Origin of the sequence: Salmonella sp. 32120201201600049SM (assembly GCF_017572835.1) — a bacterium.
Classification (GTDB): Bacteria; Pseudomonadota; Gammaproteobacteria; order Enterobacterales; family Enterobacteriaceae; genus Salmonella; species Salmonella enterica.
The window spans coordinates 1138581-1157669 of the sequence record NZ_JAGESA010000001.1 but is presented as its reverse complement, the minus strand read 5'-3'; the positions used below and the strand labels follow the sequence as shown (position 1 = coordinate 1157669).

Below are 19089 nucleotides of genomic sequence, written 5' to 3'. Positions count from 1 at the left end.
TTTTTTGGATGGATAGCATTTTCACATGGGTTCCAAAACTAAAACCACAGAAGCGCCCGCGCTACGTCGCGAATTAAAGGCGCGTCACCTGACGATGATTGCCATTGGCGGCTCCATCGGGACAGGTCTTTTCGTTGCATCTGGTGCGACAATTTCTCAGGCGGGGCCAGGCGGCGCGCTGTTTTCTTATATTCTGATTGGTTTGATGGTCTACTTCCTGATGACCAGTCTTGGCGAGCTGGCGGCCTATATGCCAGTATCTGGCTCGTTTGCGACATATGGTCAGAACTATGTGGAAGAAGGCTTTGGTTTCGCGCTGGGCTGGAACTACTGGTACAACTGGGCGGTGACTATCGCTGTTGACCTGGTTGCCGCGCAATTGGTGATGGGCTGGTGGTTCCCGGACACGCCGGGCTGGATCTGGAGCGCGCTATTCCTCTGCGTCATTTTCTTGCTGAACTACATTTCTGTACGCGGTTTTGGCGAGGCGGAGTACTGGTTCTCGTTAATTAAAGTCGCGACCGTTATTATCTTCATCATCGTTGGCGTAGCGATGATTATCGGTATCTTTAAAGGTGTTGAGCCGGTCGGCTGGAGCAACTGGACGACGGGCGATGCGCCTTTTGCTGGCGGTTTTGCGGCAATGATTGGCGTCGCGATGATCGTGGGCTTCTCTTTCCAGGGAACCGAGCTGATTGGTATTGCCGCCGGGGAATCTGAAAACCCGGAGAAGAATATTCCGCGCGCGGTGCGTCAGGTATTCTGGCGTATTCTGCTGTTTTATGTTTTCGCGATTTTGATTATCAGCCTGATCATTCCTTATACCGATCCAAACCTGCTGCGTAACGACGTCAAAGACATTAGCGTCAGTCCGTTTACCTTAGTGTTCCAGCATGCGGGCTTGTTGTCTGCGGCGGCGATAATGAATGCGGTTATCCTGACGGCGGTACTGTCTGCGGGTAACTCCGGGATGTATGCCTCGACCCGTATGCTCTACACCCTGGCCTGTGACGGTAAGGCCCCGCGTATTTTTGCGAAATTGTCCCGCGGCGGCGTACCGCGCAATGCGCTTTATGCCACCACCGTGATTGCCGGTCTTTGCTTTTTGACCTCAATGTTTGGCAACCAGACGGTCTATCTGTGGCTGTTGAACACCTCCGGTATGACGGGCTTCATCGCCTGGCTGGGGATTGCCATTAGCCATTATCGCTTCCGTCGCGGTTACGTGTTACAAGGGTATGATGTGAATGATTTGCCGTACCGTTCCGGGTTCTTCCCGCTGGGGCCGATTTTCGCCTTTGTACTGTGCCTGATTATTACGTTGGGGCAGAACTATGAAGCGTTCCTGAAAGATACCATCGACTGGGGCGGCGTCGCGGCGACCTATATCGGTATTCCGTTGTTCCTGCTTATCTGGTTCGGCTACAAGCTGATAAAAGGTACGCATTTCGTGCGCTATAGCGAAATGCACTTCCCGGAACGCGTTAAAAAGTAACGCGGTATTCTCGTCGTAGGCCGGATAGGCTTTTATGCCGCTATCCGGCACTGACTGCCTGAATCTGACTCTTCTAACCCTCTCATTCGAGAGGGTTTTTTGTTTTTTCTTCATGATTGGTTCAAATGACATAATTATTAACAATTAAATTGATAATTATTATCGTTTGCTTTATCGTTACGCTCGAAATCAGAAAGGATGAAGATTCGGGCGCGACCGTCACTCATGAGCCCGACTCGCCTGCATAAAAAGAGTTCGCCGTGATAACCGTTATCGCAGGCGAAACGTAATGCGTTGTGAGCGATAACCAATTTTTTTGTCGTATTTACCTCATGGAGAAATGGAATGTTTAGGTTTAACCCTTTCGTTCGGGTAGGGCTTTGTATGTCCGCAGTTACGTTGGCCTGGCCGGTTGCCGCGGCAACGGATGATGGTGAAACTATGGTCGTTACCGCGTCCGCCATCGAACAAAATCTGAAAGATGCGCCAGCAAGTATCAGCGTCATTACCCAGCAAGATTTACAGCGCAGGCCCGTGCAAAACCTGAAAGATGTCCTGAAAGAGGTGCCGGGCGTACAGCTCACTAACGAAGGGGATAACCGTAAAGGCGTGAGTATTCGTGGTCTGGACAGCAGTTATACGCTGATCCTGATCGACGGTAAGCGCGTTAACTCCCGTAACGCGGTCTTCCGCCATAATGATTTTGATCTGAACTGGATACCGGTTGACGCTATCGAACGCATTGAAGTGGTGCGTGGCCCCATGTCCTCGCTGTATGGCTCCGATGCGCTGGGCGGCGTGGTCAACATTATCACCAAAAAAATTGGTCAGAAATGGCACGGCAGCGTCACGGTTGACTCCACTATTCAGGAACATCGCGACCGTGGCGATACCTATAACGGTCAGTTCTTTACCAGCGGTCCGCTGATCGACGGCGTGCTGGGAATGAAAGCCTACGGTAGTCTGGCGAAACGCGAAAAAGACGAGCAGCAGAGCTCCGCCACCACCGCTACGGGTGAAACGCCGCGCATTGAAGGATTTACCAGCCGCGATGGAAACGTCGAGTTTGCCTGGACACCAAACGAAAATCATGACGTTACCGCAGGCTACGGTTTTGATCGCCAGGACCGGGACTCCGACTCGCTGGATAAAAATCGTCTGGAACGGCAAAACTACGCGTTGAGCCATAACGGACGTTGGGATCTCGGCAACAGCGAGCTCAAGTTCTACGGCGAAAAAGTGGAAAACAAAAACCCCGGCAACAGTAGCCCTATCACGTCAGAAAGCAATTCGATTGACGGGAAATACGTTCTGCCGTTAGCGTCTGTCAACCAGTTCCTCACCTTCGGCGGCGAATGGCGTCACGATAAACTGAGCGATGCGGTGAACCTGACCGGCGGTTCCAGTACTAAAACCTCCGCCAGCCAGTATGCTCTGTTCCTTGAAGATGAGTGGCGCATCTTCGAACCGCTGGCGCTGACCACCGGTATTCGTATGGATGACCATGAAACCTATGGCGATCACTGGAGCCCGCGTGCTTATCTGGTTTATAACGCAACGGATACCCTGACGGTGAAAGGTGGGTGGGCCACGGCCTTTAAAGCGCCGTCGCTATTGCAATTAAGTCCGGACTGGGCGACCAACTCCTGCCGTGGCGGATGCCGCATTATCGGTAGCCCGGATCTGAAACCTGAAACCAGTGAAAGCTGGGAGCTCGGCCTTTATTACCGGGGCGAAGAAGGCATACTGGAGGGCGTGGAAGCGAGCGTTACCACGTTCCGTAACGATGTGGACAATCGCATCAGCATTAGCCGTACCCCTGACGTTAACGCCGCGCCCGGCTATTCCAACTTTGTCGGTTTCGAAACCAACAGTCGGGGACAGCGCGTTCCGGTCTTCCGTTATTACAACGTGAATAAAGCGCGTATTCAGGGCGTGGAAACCGAGTTGAAAGTTCCGTTTAACGAGGCGTGGAAACTGTCGTTGAATTACACCTATAACGACGGACGCGACGTCAGTAATGGCGGGAACAAGCCGCTTTCCGATCTGCCGTTCCACACCGCGAACGGTACGCTGGACTGGAAACCGGTGCAGCTCGAAGACTGGTCATTCTACGTATCAGGGAATTATACCGGGCGTAAGCGGGCCGACAGCGCAACAGCGAAAACGCCGGGCGGGTACGTGGTCTGGGATACCGGCGCGGCATGGCAGGCGACGAAAAACGTTAAACTGCGTGCGGGCGTTCTGAACGTAGGCGATAAAGATCTCAAACGCGACGACTACGGTTATACCGAAGACGGACGTCGTTACTTTATGGCGGTGGATTACCGTTTCTGACAGAGACTGGCGACAGCCGCGTTTTGCCGCTGTCGCCAGAATATTATAACCGATGCAGCCTGGAGAGCAGCGCCAGCGACAGAGTCGTTAGCAGAATGGCGATTAACGCATAGATATAAACGCCCGACCACGCCCAGCTATTTTTCACCATAATTACCGGCACACCGGCCATTGCCGCGCCGACATAGCTGAACAATCCCCGAAAGCCGGTAATCGATCCCGCCGCATCCTTATGGGTCACATCCAGACAGCCGACGGCAAAAAGCATATGCGGTCCGTATAAGGCGAAGCCCATGATGGTGAACAGAATCGCGGTGAGGGTGTAAGAGGTATCCTGAACCAGCGGCACCAGCACGATGCATATGCACAGCGCTAACGCGAAGATTAATCCGGTCATCCAGCGGTTACTTTTGAACATAAAGTCAGACAAGTAGCCTGCCAGCAACCCACCTGCCAGTCCGCCCGCCTCAAACCAGGAAATAATCGAGTTCGCTTTTATCAGACTCCAGCCGTGAACCTGCGAATAGTAAATCTGCGGCCAGTCGTTAAGAATAGTGCGCGCAATATAAACTGACATATCGCCGATAATAATGATCCATACCAGTGGATTGGTCAGGATATATTTCACAAAAATCTGCCAGAAGCTCAGGTTGACCGGGCTGGCCTTGACCTGGGCCAGTTCCGTCGGGTCGTTACGCCACTGCCCCACGTTGGGCAAACCTAACGTACCGGGACGATCTTTAATGGTAAATAGCGCCACTATCCCCATCAGCAGCGAAATGGCGCCGGGAACATAAAACCCCATTTTCCAGCTACCGCTAAAGGCGATAGCAAAACTGGTCAGCAGCGGCGCGAGGCTGCCGCCGATATTGTGCGCCGCTTCAACGATAGCCCACCAGCGTCCCCGTTCGTTTTTCGAAAACCACGAGGCCATAATTTTCGCCATCGGCGGAAAGCTGGTGCCCTGTAAGATCGCGTTGAGGCTGTACAGTACGTAGAATGCCGCCACGCTATCGGAAAAGCCGAACAGAATATTTACAATCCCCACGCCAATCAGCACCGGGCCGGTCATAGCTTTCGGGTTAATTTTATCGACCAGCATCCCGCCGACAAACTTCATTGCGCCATAAAGAATGTAAAAAATGGAAGACATAATGGCGAAGTCTTCTGCGGTCAGCGACGTTTCCGTCAGCATGGCCGGCATCGCGGCGGAGAAGTTTTTACGGGTAAGATAAAAGACGGCATAAGAGATAAAGACCGAGGCGATAATCTCAAAACGAAATTTTTTATAGGTCTGGTCTATCTCTTTTTTCTCTTTTACAATCGGCTTATCGGGCTGGCTGAAAATAAATGTTTTTATACTCATTTTAAAATTCCCTTCCGGCGAGGTGAGTCGCGTTATAATTCATCTTCAATAAGAAAAAGAAGCAATTCGAAACCGTGATAATTAATCTGATGGTGGATTTTTTCCCGTACAACCGGCTTCGCTTTCCAGGCAATACCGGTGCCAGCATGTTCTAACATCGGCAGATCGTTGGCGCCATCACCGCAGGCAATAATATTCTCCGTGGCAATATTTAACCGGGCAGCCAGGTCAACCAGCGTCTGTTTTTTGTTTGCGGCATTCATAATCGGCAAGGTAATGTTATCCGTCAGAACGTTATCGCGTATTTCAACCGTATTCGAAAAGGCATAATCCAGTTGATACCGTTCTTTTAGACGCTGGGTGAATATATCCAGTCCCCCGGAGATAATCGCGGTTTTAAATCCTTTGGCCTTGATGACTGGCAGAATAGTTAACAGGCCTGGCGAAAGGGTCATGCGATCGCATACGGCGTTCAGCACTGCTTTCGGTGTGCCTTTCAACATTCCGATACGTCGGGTAAAACTGGCGTTAAAATCAAGCTTGCCCTCCATCGCCTGTTGGGTAATGGCGGTGATTTGCGTCGACATGCCAAGCTCGCAGGCAATTTCATCCACGCCTTCTTCCGCAATAAATGTCGAGTCCATATCAAACGCGATAATACCGTTAGCAGGCAGTGGCTGCGGCTTAATAAAAAAATCAAACTGCCATTGCAATGAGAGTTCGCGTAAATAGCGATAAAATTCAGGCGTCAGACATTCCGCTGGCAGCGTAAGCTTTAAATAAGCGGTATTGATAAGCGCGGCATAACGTTTATCAAATAATAGCGGAAACGGCATGGTGACGGCATTAAATAACGTTTCCTGTAATTTTTTCTGAAACGTATCGATATCCTGTGTAGTAATAAAATAAATAATGCTCATATGATAACTCCCTTAATTTACGGGTATTATAATGGCTCTTTTGCGGCGTGGAATCTCGTGCTATCACAGATATCACAGCCAGAAAAGGGCTAAAAAAGCGTTGTTTTTGATACCAGGTAAAGTTCAGACACAAAAGGTATCACTTTTGATATGCCAACTGTGCGAGGATGTTATTTATTACTGAACGCGAATGACACTGAAAGGATTGATATAACGATGGAGAGTTGCCTTGATATATTCAAAATAGTAATAGGTCCATCCAGCTCACGTACCGTAGGGCCGATGCGCGCCGCCTGTCACTTTATTTCATTGCTCAGAGAACAAGAGACGTTGCCGCTAATTCGGGAAATTGAAATCGAGCTGTATGGCGCGTTATCGTTAAGCCGCAAGTGCCACAATGTGGATACCGCCCTTTATCTTGGGCTGCTGGGTTGCCAGCCGGAGAATGTCGATCTCCGTTCGCATATGGCGGTGATTAAGCGTGCGGAAAATGAAAACAAAATCGAACTCCCGCTCTCCGACGCGGGCGGAATCACGATAAAAGTCAAGATTATCGCCAATCACCAGGCGCATCCTGGCCATCCTTATGCCATGACGTTTCGCGCCAGGGATGATTATTTTACGGTGTATGAAGAGACCTGGTTTTCTACCGGCGCCGGGCAGGTTCGTAAACATGGCGAGCCGCTGACGCCATCGCTTCCTTTGCGTACAGTGTCGCCCTTTGAATTTAGTCATGCCGCGCAGTTGCTGGCGCTGTGTCGGCGTAACGGCCTGTCCGTGGCGGCGCTGATGATGAAAAATGAGCTGTGCCGCCACTCGCCACAGACGTTGCAGAATTATCTGGCGCAAATATGGGACGTGATGCAGCAGGCGGTTTATCGCGGCCTGCATACTGAGGGGGTATTACCCGGTCCCTATCAGGTACCGCGGCGCGCCTGTGCGTTACATAAGACGTTACAGGCTAACCGCTCCGCCAGCGATTTTTTAACCGCGCTGAACTGGGTCAATGCCTTCGCGATTGCGGTAAGCGAAGAAAATGCCAGCGGCGGACAGATTGTTACCGCGCCAACCAATGGCGCGTGCGGCATCATTCCGGCAGCGCTCTGCTGGTATGATAAATTTGTCACGCCGCTGGAGCCCGGTGCTCTGACCCGTTTCTTCCTGACCGCCGCCGCTATCGCGATATTGTTTAAACAAAACGCCTCTATTCTGGGATCTGAAGTTGGCTGTCAGGGGGAAATCGGCGTGGCGTGCTCAATGGCGGCGGCGGGCCTGGCTGAACTGATGGGCGCATCCGTGGAGCAAACGCTGAGCGCCGCTGAAATTGCCATGGAACATCATCTGGGATTGACCTGCGATCCGCTGGGCGGGCAGGTACAAATTCCCTGCATAGAGAGAAACGCCATCTCTGCCGTGAAAGCGATAAACGCGGCGACGATGGCGATGAGTCGCGTAAGCGAACCCTGTATTTCGCTCGATGAGATCATTGCTGCGATGTACGAGACCGGTAAAGACATGAGCGCTAAATACCGTGAAACGTATCATGGTTCGCTGGGGAAAATTCAGCCGCGCAAGAGAGGGTAACAGCGTGAAATACAATACGATGAATAACGACGAGATTATCCTGTCGTTGTGCGCTCGCTTAAAGGAGACGCGTCTGTCTCTTTCGATGACCCAGCAGCAGCTTGCCGATCGCGCGCACGTTGGCATCGCCACCATCAAGCGTATCGAGAAGGGGGGAGGGCTCAATCTTGATACGTTAATTTCTCTCCTGCGGGCGCTGGATAAGTTGCATAATCTTGATGCGGTGCTGTTTGAATCCGAGCTGCGTAATTTTCACGAAAGTTATGAAGGCGGAGAGGGCAGCGGCCGCCTTCAGGTACGCCAGCAGGCCGCGGATTTAAATAATAAATCTTCCGCGCCGCAGTCGGAGGAGGTGAATTACAGCGCGGCGCTGGAAAATTCATTATGTTGGTGACGCCTCACGCTCGTCCCGTAAATACCGGGCATGAAAGCGCAGATGGTCCTCGATGAAGGACGCAATAAAATAATAGCTATGATCGTAGCCAGGCTGGATTCGTAGCGTCATCGGCCAGGCGGTTTGCCGCGCGGCTTCCGCCAGTACGGCGGGCTGAAGCTGATCGGCGAGGAATTGATCGCTGTCGCCCTGATCGATGAGCACAGGAATGGCGTCCTGCGGCTGGCTGGCCAGCATTAATTCGCAGCTATCCCACTCAGTCCAGGCTGATTCATCTTCGCCGAGATAAGCGGTAAGCGCTTTGATTCCCCACGGCACGCGGCTGGGGTTGACGATAGGCGCAAAAGCAGAGACGCTGGTGTATTTGCCCGGATTTTTCAGCGCCATGATTAATGCGCCGTGGCCGCCCATCGAGTGCCCGCTGATGGCGCAACGGTCGCTGACGTTAAACTGTGTCTGGATAAGCGCCGGAAGCTCATCGCGCAGGTAATCGTACATGCGATAATGGCTGGCCCAGGGCGGCTGTGTGGCATTGAGATAAAACCCGGCGCCGTGGCCTAAATCGTATCCGCTATCGTCGGCGACCTGTTCACCGCGTGGACTGGTATCCGGCATCACCAATACAATGCCCAGTTCTGCTGCGATACGCTGCGCGCCTGCTTTGGTGGTAAAGTTCTCATCATTGCAGGTCAACCCGGACAACCAGTACAGTACCGGAGGCGGTTCATTATCCTGAGTCGGCGGAAGAAAAATGCTGAATGTCATGGCGCAGTTTAGCGTGGCGGCATGATGACGCCAGCGCTGCTGCCAGCCGCCAAAACATCGGTGCTCTTCGAGCATTTCCATGCGGGGGCTCCTTTTATGGTGAACCTGATAAGGTATGCAGATTCTTCATAATACAGATTATTCACCGCGTTGTGAGTAACTTTCACTTCCGTAATACATAAACATGCTTCATCATTTAAATAACGTTGCGTTAACAAATATGCCCTTTGTCCTGCCATCATTCCCGCACCGGAAAAGATGTCATGAAAGGCAGCGACAATTTCAACAATTATGGGCGTGAATACTGGATTATGTGCGCTACCTCACGCACAATAATCACACTGTCACAATATTGACAAACTTTGCCCCATGCAGGGCAGAGGCGCCACACCTGCAGGAGAACACGATTAATGCCATCACTCAGTAAAGAATCGGCCCTGGTTCATGACGCGCTGGTTGCCCGGGGGCTGGAAACGCCGCTGCGCCCGCCTATGGATGAACTGGATAATGAAACGCGAAAAAGCCTTATCGCAGGGCATATGACTGAGATTATGCAGTTGCTGAATCTCGATTTGAGCGATGACAGTCTGATGGAAACGCCGCATCGTATCGCTAAGATGTACGTTGACGAGATTTTCGCCGGCCTCGACTATGCCAATTTCCCGAAAATTACCCTCATTGAAAATAAAATGAAGGTGGATGAAATGGTCACCGTCCGCGATATCACGCTGACCAGCACCTGTGAACATCACTTTGTGACCATTGATGGCAAAGCGACCGTCGCGTATATCCCCAAAGATTCCGTGATCGGCCTGTCGAAAATTAACCGCATCGTGCAATTCTTCGCCCAGCGTCCGCAGGTTCAGGAACGTTTGACCCAACAAATTCTGACGGCGCTGCAAACCTTGCTCGGCACCAATAATGTAGCGGTATCGATTGATGCGGTGCATTACTGCGTGAAAGCGCGCGGTATTCGTGACGCAACCAGCGCCACGACGACGACGTCGCTGGGCGGATTGTTTAAGTCCAGCCAGAACACGCGCCAGGAGTTTCTGCGTGCCGTTCGCCATCATCCATGATTAAGGCGGAGACGATGGAGCGTAATGTCACGCTGGATTTTGTACGTGGCGTCGCTATCCTCGGTATCCTGCTTCTTAACATTAGCGCCTTTGGATTGCCGAAGGCGGCTTATCTCAATCCCGCCTGGTACGGCGCGATCGTTCCCGAAGACGCCTGGTCCTGGGCGATTCTCGATATTGTGGCGCAGGCTAAGTTTCTTACTCTGTTCGCGTTGTTGTTTGGCGCGGGGCTACAAATGCTGCTTCCGCGTGGTAAACAGTGGATTCAGTCGCGCTTAACGCTATTGGTACTGTTAGGTTTTATCCATGCGTTATTCTTTTGGGACGGCGACATTCTGCTGGCCTACGGTCTGGTCGGGTTAATTTGCTGGCGACTGGTACGCGACGCGCCTTCGGTAAAAAGCCTGTTCAATACTGGCATACTCCTTTATCTGGTCGGGATTGGCGTGCTACTGCTGCTGGGCGTGGTATCGAGTAGCGAAACCAGCCGCGCCTGGACGCCGGATGCGTCGGCAATATTGTATGAAAAATACTGGAAGCTGAATGGCGGCATGGAGGCTATCAGCAACCGGGCAGAGATGCTGTCGAATAGTTTACTGGCGCTCGGCGCGCAGTATGGCTGGCAACTGGCGGGTATGATGCTGCTGGGCGCTGCGCTAATGCGTAGCGGCTGGCTGAAAGGTCAGTACAGTCTGCGGCACTATCGCCGTACCGGGGCTCTGCTGGTGGCGTTAGGGCTAATGATCAACCTGCCTGCGGTCATTTTACAATGGCGGCTGGACTGGGCGTACCGCTGGTGCGCCTTCTTATTGCAGGCGCCGCGCGAACTGAGCGCGCCGTTGCAAACGCTGGGCTATGCCGCGCTGATGTTTGGCTTCTGGCCGCAGCTTAGCCGATGCAGACTGACACTTGCCATTGCCTGCGTAGGGCGAATGGCGCTGACCAATTATCTGCTGCAGACGATCATCTGTACCACGCTGTTTTATCAGTTTGGCTTATTTATGAAATTCAATCGACTGGAACTCTTGTTCTTTGTCGTTCCGGTATGGGCAATAAACCTTCTCTTTTCCGTCATCTGGCTACGTTTCTGGCGACAGGGACCGGTCGAGTGGTTATGGCGTCAACTCACGTTGCGCGCGTCAGGATCGCTCAGATAACGATCTGGATCACATTCATTAACAAAATGGCTGTAACCGTTTCCATCCCTGTGATGTTTCTCACGCAGCCCTGGGCAGGGTGCTGACAAAATAGCCGCCTGCTAACGGGGCATTTGTGAGCATTTTTGAACTCAAACAGGGCAGTGAATATGATCACCATTCGTGATGTAGCGCGCCAGGCTGGCGTGTCTGTAGCGACCGTTTCCCGCGTACTGAATAACAGCGCGTTAGTCAGTCCCGACACCCGTGACGCCGTTATGCAGGCCGTCACCCTGCTGGGATATCGGCCAAATGCGAATGCGCAAGCGCTGGCCACCCAGGTGAGCGACACCATCGGCGTCGTGGTCATGGATGTTTCCGATGCCTTTTTCGGCGCTCTGGTGAAAGCCGTAGATCTGGTCGCGCAGCAGCACCAGAAATATGTTCTCATTGGCAACAGTTATCATGAGGCGGAAAAAGAGCGCCATGCGATTGAAGTCTTGATCCGTCAGCGTTGTAACGCATTGATTGTTCACTCAAAAGCCTTAACCGATCGCGAGCTGAGCGACTTTATGGATCAGATCCCCGGTATGGTGCTGATTAACCGTATCGTGCCGGGTTATGCGCATCGTTGTGTTTGTCTCGACAATGTGAGCGGCGCCAGAATGGCGACCCGAATGTTGCTGAATAATGGACATCAACGCATCGGCTACCTGGCCTCCAGCCACCGTATTGAAGATGACGCGATGCGCAGAGAAGGGTGGTTACACGCGCTGCAAGAGCAGGGGATTGCTGCGTCGGAGAGCTGGATAGGCACCGGCACGCCGGACATGCAGGGCGGCGAGTCGGCAATGGTTGAGTTGCTGGGACGCAATCTGCAACTGACGGCGGTATTTGCCTATAACGATAACATGGCGGCGGGCGCGCTGACGGCGTTAAAAGATAACGGCATCGCCATTCCCTTGCATCTGTCTGTCATCGGTTTCGATGATATCCCTATTGCTCGTTATACCGATCCTCAGTTGACTACCGTGCGCTATCCTATTGCTTCTATGGCGAAAATCGCGACCGAGCTGGCGTTACAGGGGGCTGCAGGCACGCTGGATATCACGGCGACGCACTGCTTCATGCCGACCCTGGTACGGCGCCATTCGGTGGCATGGCGACAGAATGCGGTACTGATCACTAACTGATTACGCACCGCATGTAACCGTTTTCAATCTGTGAGTAAATTCACAGTTTATTAACATTGTGATAGCTATGATGACAACGTTTGTCGCACTGTAACTAACGTGTAACAGCTAGTTGTCAGTTTTGCTGGGGTATTTCGCTTATAAAAACCGTTATCACAATATCCCGCGACTACCGGACAAAAATAAAGAGTTGAATAAGAGCTTATCCCATTAGGGCTATTTTACTTGCCATTTTGGACCTGGGCAGTGCTCGCCAAAACGCGTTAGCGTTTTGAACGCCGCTAGCGGCGGCCCGAAGGGCGAGCGTAGCGAGTCAAACCTCACGTACTACGTTGTACGCTCCGGTTTTTGCGCGCTGTCCGTGTCCAAACTGGCTGCGCCAATAACGCCTGGTGGGATAGGCTCTAAATACGCTTCGGCGTTCAGTAACACGCGTTAACGTGCTGAACAGCCGGGCATTTTTTTACGCTATACCCTACATAATAAAACCGGAGCTACCATGAATAAGAAGGTACTGACCCTTTCTGCCGTGATGGCAAGTCTGTTATTCGGCGCGCACGCGCAGGCGGCTGATACTCGTATTGGCGTGACGATTTATAAATATGACGATAACTTTATGTCCGTGGTGCGTAAGGCTATTGAAAAAGATGGCAAATCCGCGCCGGATGTTCAGCTACTGATGAATGACTCGCAAAACGATCAATCTAAACAGAATGATCAAATTGACGTTTTATTGGCGAAAGGGGTTAAAGCTCTGGCGATTAACCTGGTCGACCCGGCAGCCGCCGGTACGGTGATTGAGAAAGCGCGCGGGCAAAATGTGCCGGTGGTGTTCTTTAACAAAGAGCCTTCCCGCAAAGCGCTGGACAGCTATGACAAGGCGTATTATGTCGGGACTGACTCTAAAGAATCCGGTGTGATTCAGGGCGACTTGATTGCCAAACACTGGCAGGCGAATCAGGGTTGGGATCTGAATAAAGACGGTAAAATTCAGTATGTTCTGCTGAAAGGCGAGCCGGGGCACCCGGATGCTGAAGCCCGTACGACGTATGTGGTGAAAGAGTTAAATGCTAAAGGTATTCAGACCGAGCAACTGGCGTTAGACACCGCTATGTGGGATACCGCGCAGGCAAAAGATAAGATGGATGCCTGGCTGTCTGGCCCGAACGCTAACAAGATTGAAGTGGTTATCGCGAATAACGATGCGATGGCGATGGGCGCGGTAGAGGCGCTGAAAGCGCATAATAAATCGTCGATTCCGGTCTTTGGCGTCGATGCGTTACCGGAAGCCCTGGCGCTGGTGAAATCGGGCGCGATGGCCGGTACGGTACTGAATGACGCCAACAATCAGGCGAAAGCGACATTCGATCTGGCGAAAAACCTCGCCGAAGGCAAGGGCGCGGCTGACGGCACCAGCTGGAAGATTGAGAACAAAATCGTGCGCGTGCCTTATGTCGGCGTGGACAAAGACAATCTGAGCGAATTTACCCAAAAATAACTTTTCCGTCTGTGGGCGCAATTTTGTTGCGCCCTGAAACCGTGGAAGGGTGACGCGCCGCAGACCGGATAACGTATTTCTTTTGCCATCCGGCGCGGATAGTCATAATTAAAAAGGCCGACAGGGTATCATTATGGGCAGCACGATTTCTCCGCCGTCGGGTGAATATTTGTTGGAAATGCGTGGCATTAACAAATCATTTCCCGGCGTGAAAGCGCTTGATAATGTCAACTTAAACGTTCGTCCGCATTCTATTCATGCATTAATGGGTGAAAACGGCGCAGGCAAATCAACATTATTAAAATGTCTTTTCGGTATTTATCAAAAAGACTCCGGCAGCATTGTATTTCAGGGAAAAGAAGTGGACTTCCATTCGGCGAAAGAAGCGCTGGAGAATGGGATTTCGATGGTACACCAGGAGTTAAATCTGGTATTACAACGTTCGGTCATGGATAACATGTGGTTGGGACGTTATCCCACCAAAGGTATGTTTGTCGACCAGGATAAAATGTACCAGGATACCAAAGCGATATTTGATGAGCTGGATATCGATATTGACCCGCGCGCGCGCGTGGGAACGTTATCCGTTTCGCAAATGCAGATGATTGAAATTGCGAAGGCGTTTTCCTATAACGCTAAGATCGTTATTATGGATGAACCGACCTCATCGTTAACTGAGAAAGAGGTTAATCATCTGTTCACCATTATTCGCAAGCTGAAAGAACGCGGCTGCGGCATTGTTTATATCTCGCATAAAATGGAAGAAATTTTTCAATTGTGCGATGAAATTACTATCTTGCGCGACGGTCAGTGGATTGCCACCCAGCCGCTGGAAGGGCTGGATATGGATAAGATCATTGCGATGATGGTCGGGCGTTCCCTGAACCAGCGCTTTCCGGATAAAGAAAATAAGCCGGGCGACGTGATTCTGGAGGTTCGTCACCTGACCTCGCTGCGCCAGCCTTCCATTCGCGATGTCTCCTTTGATTTGCACAAGGGCGAAATTCTGGGCATTGCCGGCCTGGTTGGGGCAAAGCGTACCGATATCGTCGAAACGCTGTTTGGCATTCGTGAGAAGTCGTCCGGGACAATCACTTTACATGGCAAGAAAATTAATAATCACACTGCGAACGAAGCGATTAACCACGGTTTTGCGCTGGTGACGGAAGAGCGTCGTTCCACCGGAATTTATGCCTATCTGGATATCGGATTTAACTCATTAATTTCGAATATCCGTAATTATAAAAATAAAGTGGGGTTACTGGATAATTCCCGGATGAAAAGCGACACCCAATGGGTTATTGATTCCATGCGGGTAAAAACGCCGGGGCATCGCACGCAAATTGGTTCACTTTCCGGCGGCAATCAGCAAAAGGTGATCATTGGTCGTTGGCTATTGACGCAGCCGGAAATATTAATGCTGGACGAACCGACCCGCGGCATTGATGTCGGCGCAAAATTTGAAATTTATCAGCTTATTGCGGAACTGGCGAAAAAAGGCAAGGGGATCATCATTATCTCTTCTGAAATGCCGGAGCTGTTAGGGATTACCGATCGTATCCTGGTGATGAGTAACGGTCTCGTTTCCGGCATTGTCGATACTAAAACAACAACGCAAAACGAAATTTTGCGTCTTGCTTCTTTGCACCTTTAAGATCAGGGGCTCCTTATGAGTGCGTTAAACAAGAAAAGCTTTTTGACCTGGCTGAAAGAGGGCGGAATTTACGTCGTTCTTTTAGTGTTGCTGGCGATTATTATTTTCCAGGACCCGACTTTTTTAAGTTTGCTGAATTTAAGTAATATTCTGACGCAATCTTCGGTACGTATTATTATCGCGCTGGGCGTGGCGGGACTCATCGTCACCCAGGGGACAGACCTGTCGGCGGGGCGTCAGGTAGGGCTGGCGGCGGTTGTGGCGGCAACATTACTGCAATCAATGGAAAACGCCAACAAAGTGTTTCCGGAAATGGCGACCATGCCGATTGCGCTGGTCATCCTGATTGTCTGCGCGATTGGCGCGGTGATTGGCCTGGTGAACGGTATCATCATTGCTTACCTGAACGTGACGCCGTTTATTACCACGCTTGGCACGATGATTATCGTTTATGGGATCAACTCCCTTTACTATGACTTTGTCGGCGCTTCGCCCATTTCCGGCTTTGACAGCGGCTTTTCCACCTTTGCGCAGGGCTTTGTGGCGATGGGCAGTTTCCGGCTCTCCTACATCACCTTTTACGCTCTGATTGCGGTAGCGTTTGTCTGGGTGCTGTGGAATAAGACCCGCTTTGGTAAAAACATTTTTGCTATTGGCGGCAACCCGGAAGCGGCGAAAGTTTCTGGCGTAAACGTGGCGCTGAACCTGCTGATGATTTATGCGCTCTCCGGCGTGTTTTATGCCTTCGGCGGCTTACTGGAAGCAGGGCGTATTGGTTCTGCCACCAACAACCTCGGCTTTATGTATGAACTGGATGCGATTGCCGCGTGCGTGGTCGGGGGCGTATCGTTTAGCGGCGGAGTGGGGACGGTCTTCGGCGTGGTGACCGGCGTCATTATCTTTACCGTCATCAACTATGGCCTGACCTATATCGGGGTAAACCCGTACTGGCAGTACATTATCAAAGGCGGCATTATCATTTTCGCCGTGGCGCTGGACTCGCTGAAATACGCGCGTAAGAAGTAGTTATCCAGACCTATTGCCTTGCTTATCAGATAACCCGGCGCAGCGAAACTGCGCGCCGGGCTTCATACCGCGAGCTACAGCGTTAACGCGTGCTCTTTTTCGCCTTTTTTAAATTTGACCTCGCCTAAATCAATACAGGCGACCGGGCAGACATGACCGCACAGCAGACAACCGACGCATTTTTCCGTATTGCAATGCGGGGTGCGGCTGTGTTCATCCCACTCCATCGCCTGATGGCCGCCGTCATAGCAGGAGATATAGCAACGTCCGCAGCCGACGCATTTCTCCTGATTAATCCGCGGATAGACGATATAGCTGCGATCCAGGTCTTCCGCCGGGATAATATTGCCATTCGCCAGCCCGATCATCTCCTGTAATGAGGCAAATCCCTGATCGGCCAGATAGTGGCTGAGGCCGCTCGCCATATCTTCTACAATGCGGTAACCGTATTGCATAATGCCTGTCGTCACCTGTAGGGTCGCCGCGCCCAGCAGCAGAAATTCGGCAGCGTCTTCCCAGGTTTCAATGCCGCCGATACCGCTAATCGGGAAATCGCGCAGTTCAGGGTGCATTCGCAACTGCTGGATAAAACGCAGCGCAATGGGTTTCACCGCTTTTCCTGAATAACCGGAGATACTGGATTTACCGTTAACCACCGGCATCCCGATTTTGCGGTTCAGGTCGATGTTAGTAATGGATTTCACGGTGTTGATGGTGGCGATACCGTCGGCTCCGCCGCGTTTGGCGGCCAGCGCGACTTCACACATATCGCCAATATTCGGCGTCATTTTCGCCAGCATTGGCAAAGATGAACCGCGTTTTACGGCGCGGCAGTATTTTTCAACCAGCTCCGGGCTTTGCCCTACATCGCTTCCCATGGCGTGCGAGGTCATCTGCGGGCAAGAGAAGTTACACTCAATCATATCCGCGCCGGCTTCTTCAACCAGACGCGCCAGTTCTTGCCACTGCTGCTCATTTTCCCCCATGATGGAAGCAATCAGCACCTTATCCGGATAATCCTGTTTTAGCCGTCGAATGGCGGCCAGATTCTCTTCCAGCGGATGCTCAGCAATTTGCTCCATGTTTTTGAAACCAATAAAACCGGTATCTTCTTTCGTCAGGTGATCAAAACGTGGAGAGACTTCGTTGGCAATAAAAAAACCAATGGTTTTAAAAACGATCCCGCCCCAGCCGGTATCATAGGCTTTGGCGCACATCTCATAACAATTGCCTACCGGAGAAGAAGAAAGACAAAACGGATTGGGAAACTTAACGCCGCAAAAGGTAACAGACAAATCTTTTGTTAACATGAGCAGGCCTCCTCTAAATAATGATGAATAGCCTGAGCGGCTTCTTTTCCGGTTTTTACCGCATAAACGACGGTCTTATCACCTTTAACAATATCGCCAGCGGCAAAGATCGCCGGGTCGTCGGTTTGATAATTATGCGTGTCGATAATATTATGCTGCGCTTTTATCTCCGCAAAGGTATCCAGTCGCGCGTGCTGCCCCACGGCCAAAATAATATTTTCCGCTTCCAGCGTCAGTTCTCCTGAGTGGCGTACATGGTGGAAGGTCACTTTATTTCCGCTGACGGCGACAGGCGTAAAGCCATCAATAATCGATACGCCTAATGCCTGCGTGCTGGTAAATTCTTTTTCGCTGGCGGGGAATTCGGCTAATTCTTCCCGCGCCACGCAGGTGACGGAAGGGCAGCCGAGAATTTTTAACGTACTGGCGACATCCATCGCTACGTCGCCGCCGCCAATAATTAATGCGCTACGCGGAACGCTAATATCGCCGTCGGCCTGACGGGCGCGCTGTAAAAAATCAACGGCAATCTCTACGTGACTGGCTTGCTCAAATAACGGTAAACCAGAGCCACAGGACATCCCGACGGTCATCAGCACGGCGCGATATTCGGCTTTGAGTTGCGCAAGCGATAGCGACCCGCCCACCTCACAATTACATTTAATATTGACGCCCATTTCTACAATGCGGGCAATTTCCTGATCGAGTACGCTTTGCGGCAGACGAAATGCCGGGATGCCGTGACGCAGCCATCCGCCGGGCTGCGGCTGTTTTTCGTAAATGGTGACGTCATAGCCTAAATGCGTGAGCGTCACGCTTGCCTGCAAACCTGCCGGACCCGCGCCAATAATCGCGACTTTCCCGCGTGTTTTACTCCCGGGCTGATAAATCTGCATGGCAGTCTGCTGTTCAAAATCGGTAATAAAACGTTGCAGGCGTGCAATATCAATAGGTTTATCTATCCCGGAACGTGTACATCCGCGCTGGCATAATTTTTCCGTCGGACAGACTCTGGCGCAGACGGCGCCAAGCGCATTATTTTCCCGGATAGTTTCCGCTGCGCCTTTAAAATTGCGAAAGTAAATAGAACGAATAAATTTCCCCGGATCGGTTTGCGCCGGGCAAGCCTGACTACAGGGCGCATCGTGACATAATAAACAACGTGAAGCCTCTTTTATTGCCAGTAATGGCGTAAAACCAGGCGTGAGTTCATCCAGATAATTTTGTTGCGGCATATAATCTTCCTTAATGCTTGAATAAATTAAGGCGAAACGCAAATAACGCGTTTTAATGATCTAAAATCTACCGCCAGCCTAAGCATTGAAAGAAGGG

At 51.5% G+C, this 19089-nt stretch carries 15 protein-coding genes; 10 read left to right on the top strand and 5 right to left on the bottom strand.

The genetic code is table 11. The annotated features are described in order from the left end of the window. Positions 1 to 25: 25 nt before the first annotated feature. Together lysP and cirA are read left to right on the top strand one after the other, a co-directional pair. A complete protein-coding gene (gene lysP / locus J4650_RS05805; RefSeq protein WP_000535000.1) occupies positions 26 to 1495 on the top strand; it encodes a lysine-specific permease in 1470 nt (489 codons plus the stop codon). Positions 1496 to 1840: 345 nt separating this feature from the next. Beyond that, positions 1841 to 3832: a catecholate siderophore receptor CirA gene (gene cirA / locus J4650_RS05800; RefSeq protein WP_000488252.1), complete on the top strand. Its 1992-nt coding sequence runs from the start codon at positions 1841 to 1843 to the stop codon at positions 3830 to 3832. Between the two features lie 43 nt (positions 3833 to 3875). Here the strand turns inward: cirA and J4650_RS05795 are convergent, their stop codons facing one another. Both J4650_RS05795 and serB read right to left on the bottom strand, forming a co-directional pair. Further along, positions 3876 to 5198 carry an MFS transporter gene (locus tag J4650_RS05795; RefSeq protein ID WP_000023806.1) on the bottom strand — a complete coding sequence of 441 codons (1323 nt, stop codon included), beginning with the start codon at positions 5196 to 5198 and terminating at the stop codon, positions 3876 to 3878. A gap of 32 nt (positions 5199 to 5230) precedes the next feature. Next, positions 5231 to 6118 carry a phosphoserine phosphatase SerB gene (gene serB / locus J4650_RS05790; RefSeq protein WP_000022908.1) on the bottom strand — a complete coding sequence of 296 codons (888 nt, stop codon included), beginning with the start codon at positions 6116 to 6118 and terminating at the stop codon, positions 5231 to 5233. 216 nt (positions 6119 to 6334) lie between these two features. On the opposite strand from serB, the gene J4650_RS05785 reads away from it, so the two are divergent. Continuing rightward, positions 6335 to 7702, top strand: a complete 1368-nt coding sequence (locus J4650_RS05785) for an L-serine ammonia-lyase (RefSeq protein WP_000443206.1) — start codon at positions 6335 to 6337, stop codon at positions 7700 to 7702. Positions 7703 to 7706: 4 nt separating this feature from the next. Next, the gene (locus tag J4650_RS05780) at positions 7707 to 8096 is read left to right on the top strand and encodes a helix-turn-helix transcriptional regulator (protein ID WP_000876817.1); all 390 of its coding nucleotides are present in this window, start codon (positions 7707 to 7709) and stop codon (positions 8094 to 8096) included. Here J4650_RS05780 and fghA read toward each other — a convergent pair. Then, entirely contained in the window at positions 8085 to 8942 is an 858-nt protein-coding gene (fghA, locus tag J4650_RS05775; protein WP_000425487.1) for an S-formylglutathione hydrolase, read from the bottom strand. The two genes, J4650_RS05780 and fghA, sit on opposite strands and share 12 nt — an antisense overlap. Positions 8943 to 9271: 329 nt before the next feature. Between fghA and folE the strand changes: the two genes are divergently transcribed. The 6 genes from folE (at position 9272) to mglC (ending at position 16447) form a co-directional block, all read left to right on the top strand. Next, entirely contained in the window at positions 9272 to 9940 is a 669-nt protein-coding gene (gene folE, locus J4650_RS05770) for a GTP cyclohydrolase I FolE (protein WP_023993394.1), read from the top strand. Between the two features lie 14 nt (positions 9941 to 9954). After that, complete coding sequence (yeiB, locus tag J4650_RS05765; RefSeq protein WP_001520237.1) at positions 9955 to 11097, top strand: DUF418 domain-containing protein YeiB; 1143 nt, start codon at positions 9955 to 9957, stop codon at positions 11095 to 11097. A gap of 149 nt (positions 11098 to 11246) precedes the next feature. After that, complete coding sequence (gene galS, locus J4650_RS05760; protein ID WP_000628631.1) at positions 11247 to 12269, top strand: HTH-type transcriptional regulator GalS; 1023 nt, start codon at positions 11247 to 11249, stop codon at positions 12267 to 12269. A gap of 499 nt (positions 12270 to 12768) precedes the next feature. Continuing rightward, positions 12769 to 13767, top strand: coding sequence for a galactose/glucose ABC transporter substrate-binding protein MglB (gene mglB / locus J4650_RS05755; RefSeq protein ID WP_017465879.1), 999 nt, complete (start codon positions 12769 to 12771; stop codon positions 13765 to 13767). A 133-nt stretch (positions 13768 to 13900) separates the two neighbouring features. Next, positions 13901 to 15421 (top strand): galactose/methyl galactoside ABC transporter ATP-binding protein MglA, encoded by a 1521-nt coding sequence (gene mglA, locus J4650_RS05750; RefSeq protein WP_000535907.1) that lies wholly within the window; start codon positions 13901 to 13903, stop codon positions 15419 to 15421. Positions 15422 to 15436: 15 nt separating this feature from the next. Beyond that, complete coding sequence (gene mglC, locus J4650_RS05745; RefSeq protein ID WP_001275101.1) at positions 15437 to 16447, top strand: galactose/methyl galactoside ABC transporter permease MglC; 1011 nt, start codon at positions 15437 to 15439, stop codon at positions 16445 to 16447. 74 nt (positions 16448 to 16521) lie between these two features. Here mglC and preA read toward each other — a convergent pair whose 3' ends face one another. Then, positions 16522 to 17757 (bottom strand): NAD-dependent dihydropyrimidine dehydrogenase subunit PreA, encoded by a 1236-nt coding sequence (gene preA, locus J4650_RS05740; protein WP_000956095.1) that lies wholly within the window; start codon positions 17755 to 17757, stop codon positions 16522 to 16524. Beyond that, positions 17751 to 18992, bottom strand: coding sequence for an NAD(P)-dependent oxidoreductase (locus J4650_RS05735; protein WP_001136409.1), 1242 nt, complete (start codon positions 18990 to 18992; stop codon positions 17751 to 17753). Before J4650_RS05735 ends, preA begins: the two co-directional genes overlap by 7 nt. Positions 18993 to 19089: the final 97 nt, after the last annotated feature.

What these genes read in the sequence shown, in the direction of transcription:
- preA (WP_000956095.1), bottom strand. Translation starts at nt 17,757, where the DNA reads ATGTTAACAAAAGATTTGTCTGTTACCTTTTGCGGCGTTAAGTTTCCC.
- fghA (WP_000425487.1), bottom strand. Translation starts at nt 8,942, where the DNA reads ATGGAAATGCTCGAAGAGCACCGATGTTTTGGCGGCTGGCAGCAGCGC.
- serB (WP_000022908.1), bottom strand. Translation starts at nt 6,118, where the DNA reads ATGAGCATTATTTATTTTATTACTACACAGGATATCGATACGTTTCAG.
- J4650_RS05795 (WP_000023806.1), bottom strand. Translation starts at nt 5,198, where the DNA reads ATGAGTATAAAAACATTTATTTTCAGCCAGCCCGATAAGCCGATTGTA.
- J4650_RS05785 (WP_000443206.1), top strand. Translation starts at nt 6,335, where the DNA reads ATGGAGAGTTGCCTTGATATATTCAAAATAGTAATAGGTCCATCCAGC.
- cirA (WP_000488252.1), top strand. Translation starts at nt 1,841, where the DNA reads ATGTTTAGGTTTAACCCTTTCGTTCGGGTAGGGCTTTGTATGTCCGCA.
- galS (WP_000628631.1), top strand. Translation starts at nt 11,247, where the DNA reads ATGATCACCATTCGTGATGTAGCGCGCCAGGCTGGCGTGTCTGTAGCG.
- mglC (WP_001275101.1), top strand. Translation starts at nt 15,437, where the DNA reads ATGAGTGCGTTAAACAAGAAAAGCTTTTTGACCTGGCTGAAAGAGGGC.
- folE (WP_023993394.1), top strand. Translation starts at nt 9,272, where the DNA reads ATGCCATCACTCAGTAAAGAATCGGCCCTGGTTCATGACGCGCTGGTT.
- J4650_RS05735 (WP_001136409.1), bottom strand. Translation starts at nt 18,992, where the DNA reads ATGCCGCAACAAAATTATCTGGATGAACTCACGCCTGGTTTTACGCCA.
- mglA (WP_000535907.1), top strand. Translation starts at nt 13,901, where the DNA reads ATGGGCAGCACGATTTCTCCGCCGTCGGGTGAATATTTGTTGGAAATG.
- mglB (WP_017465879.1), top strand. Translation starts at nt 12,769, where the DNA reads ATGAATAAGAAGGTACTGACCCTTTCTGCCGTGATGGCAAGTCTGTTA.
- yeiB (WP_001520237.1), top strand. Translation starts at nt 9,955, where the DNA reads ATGGAGCGTAATGTCACGCTGGATTTTGTACGTGGCGTCGCTATCCTC.
- lysP (WP_000535000.1), top strand. Translation starts at nt 26, where the DNA reads ATGGGTTCCAAAACTAAAACCACAGAAGCGCCCGCGCTACGTCGCGAA.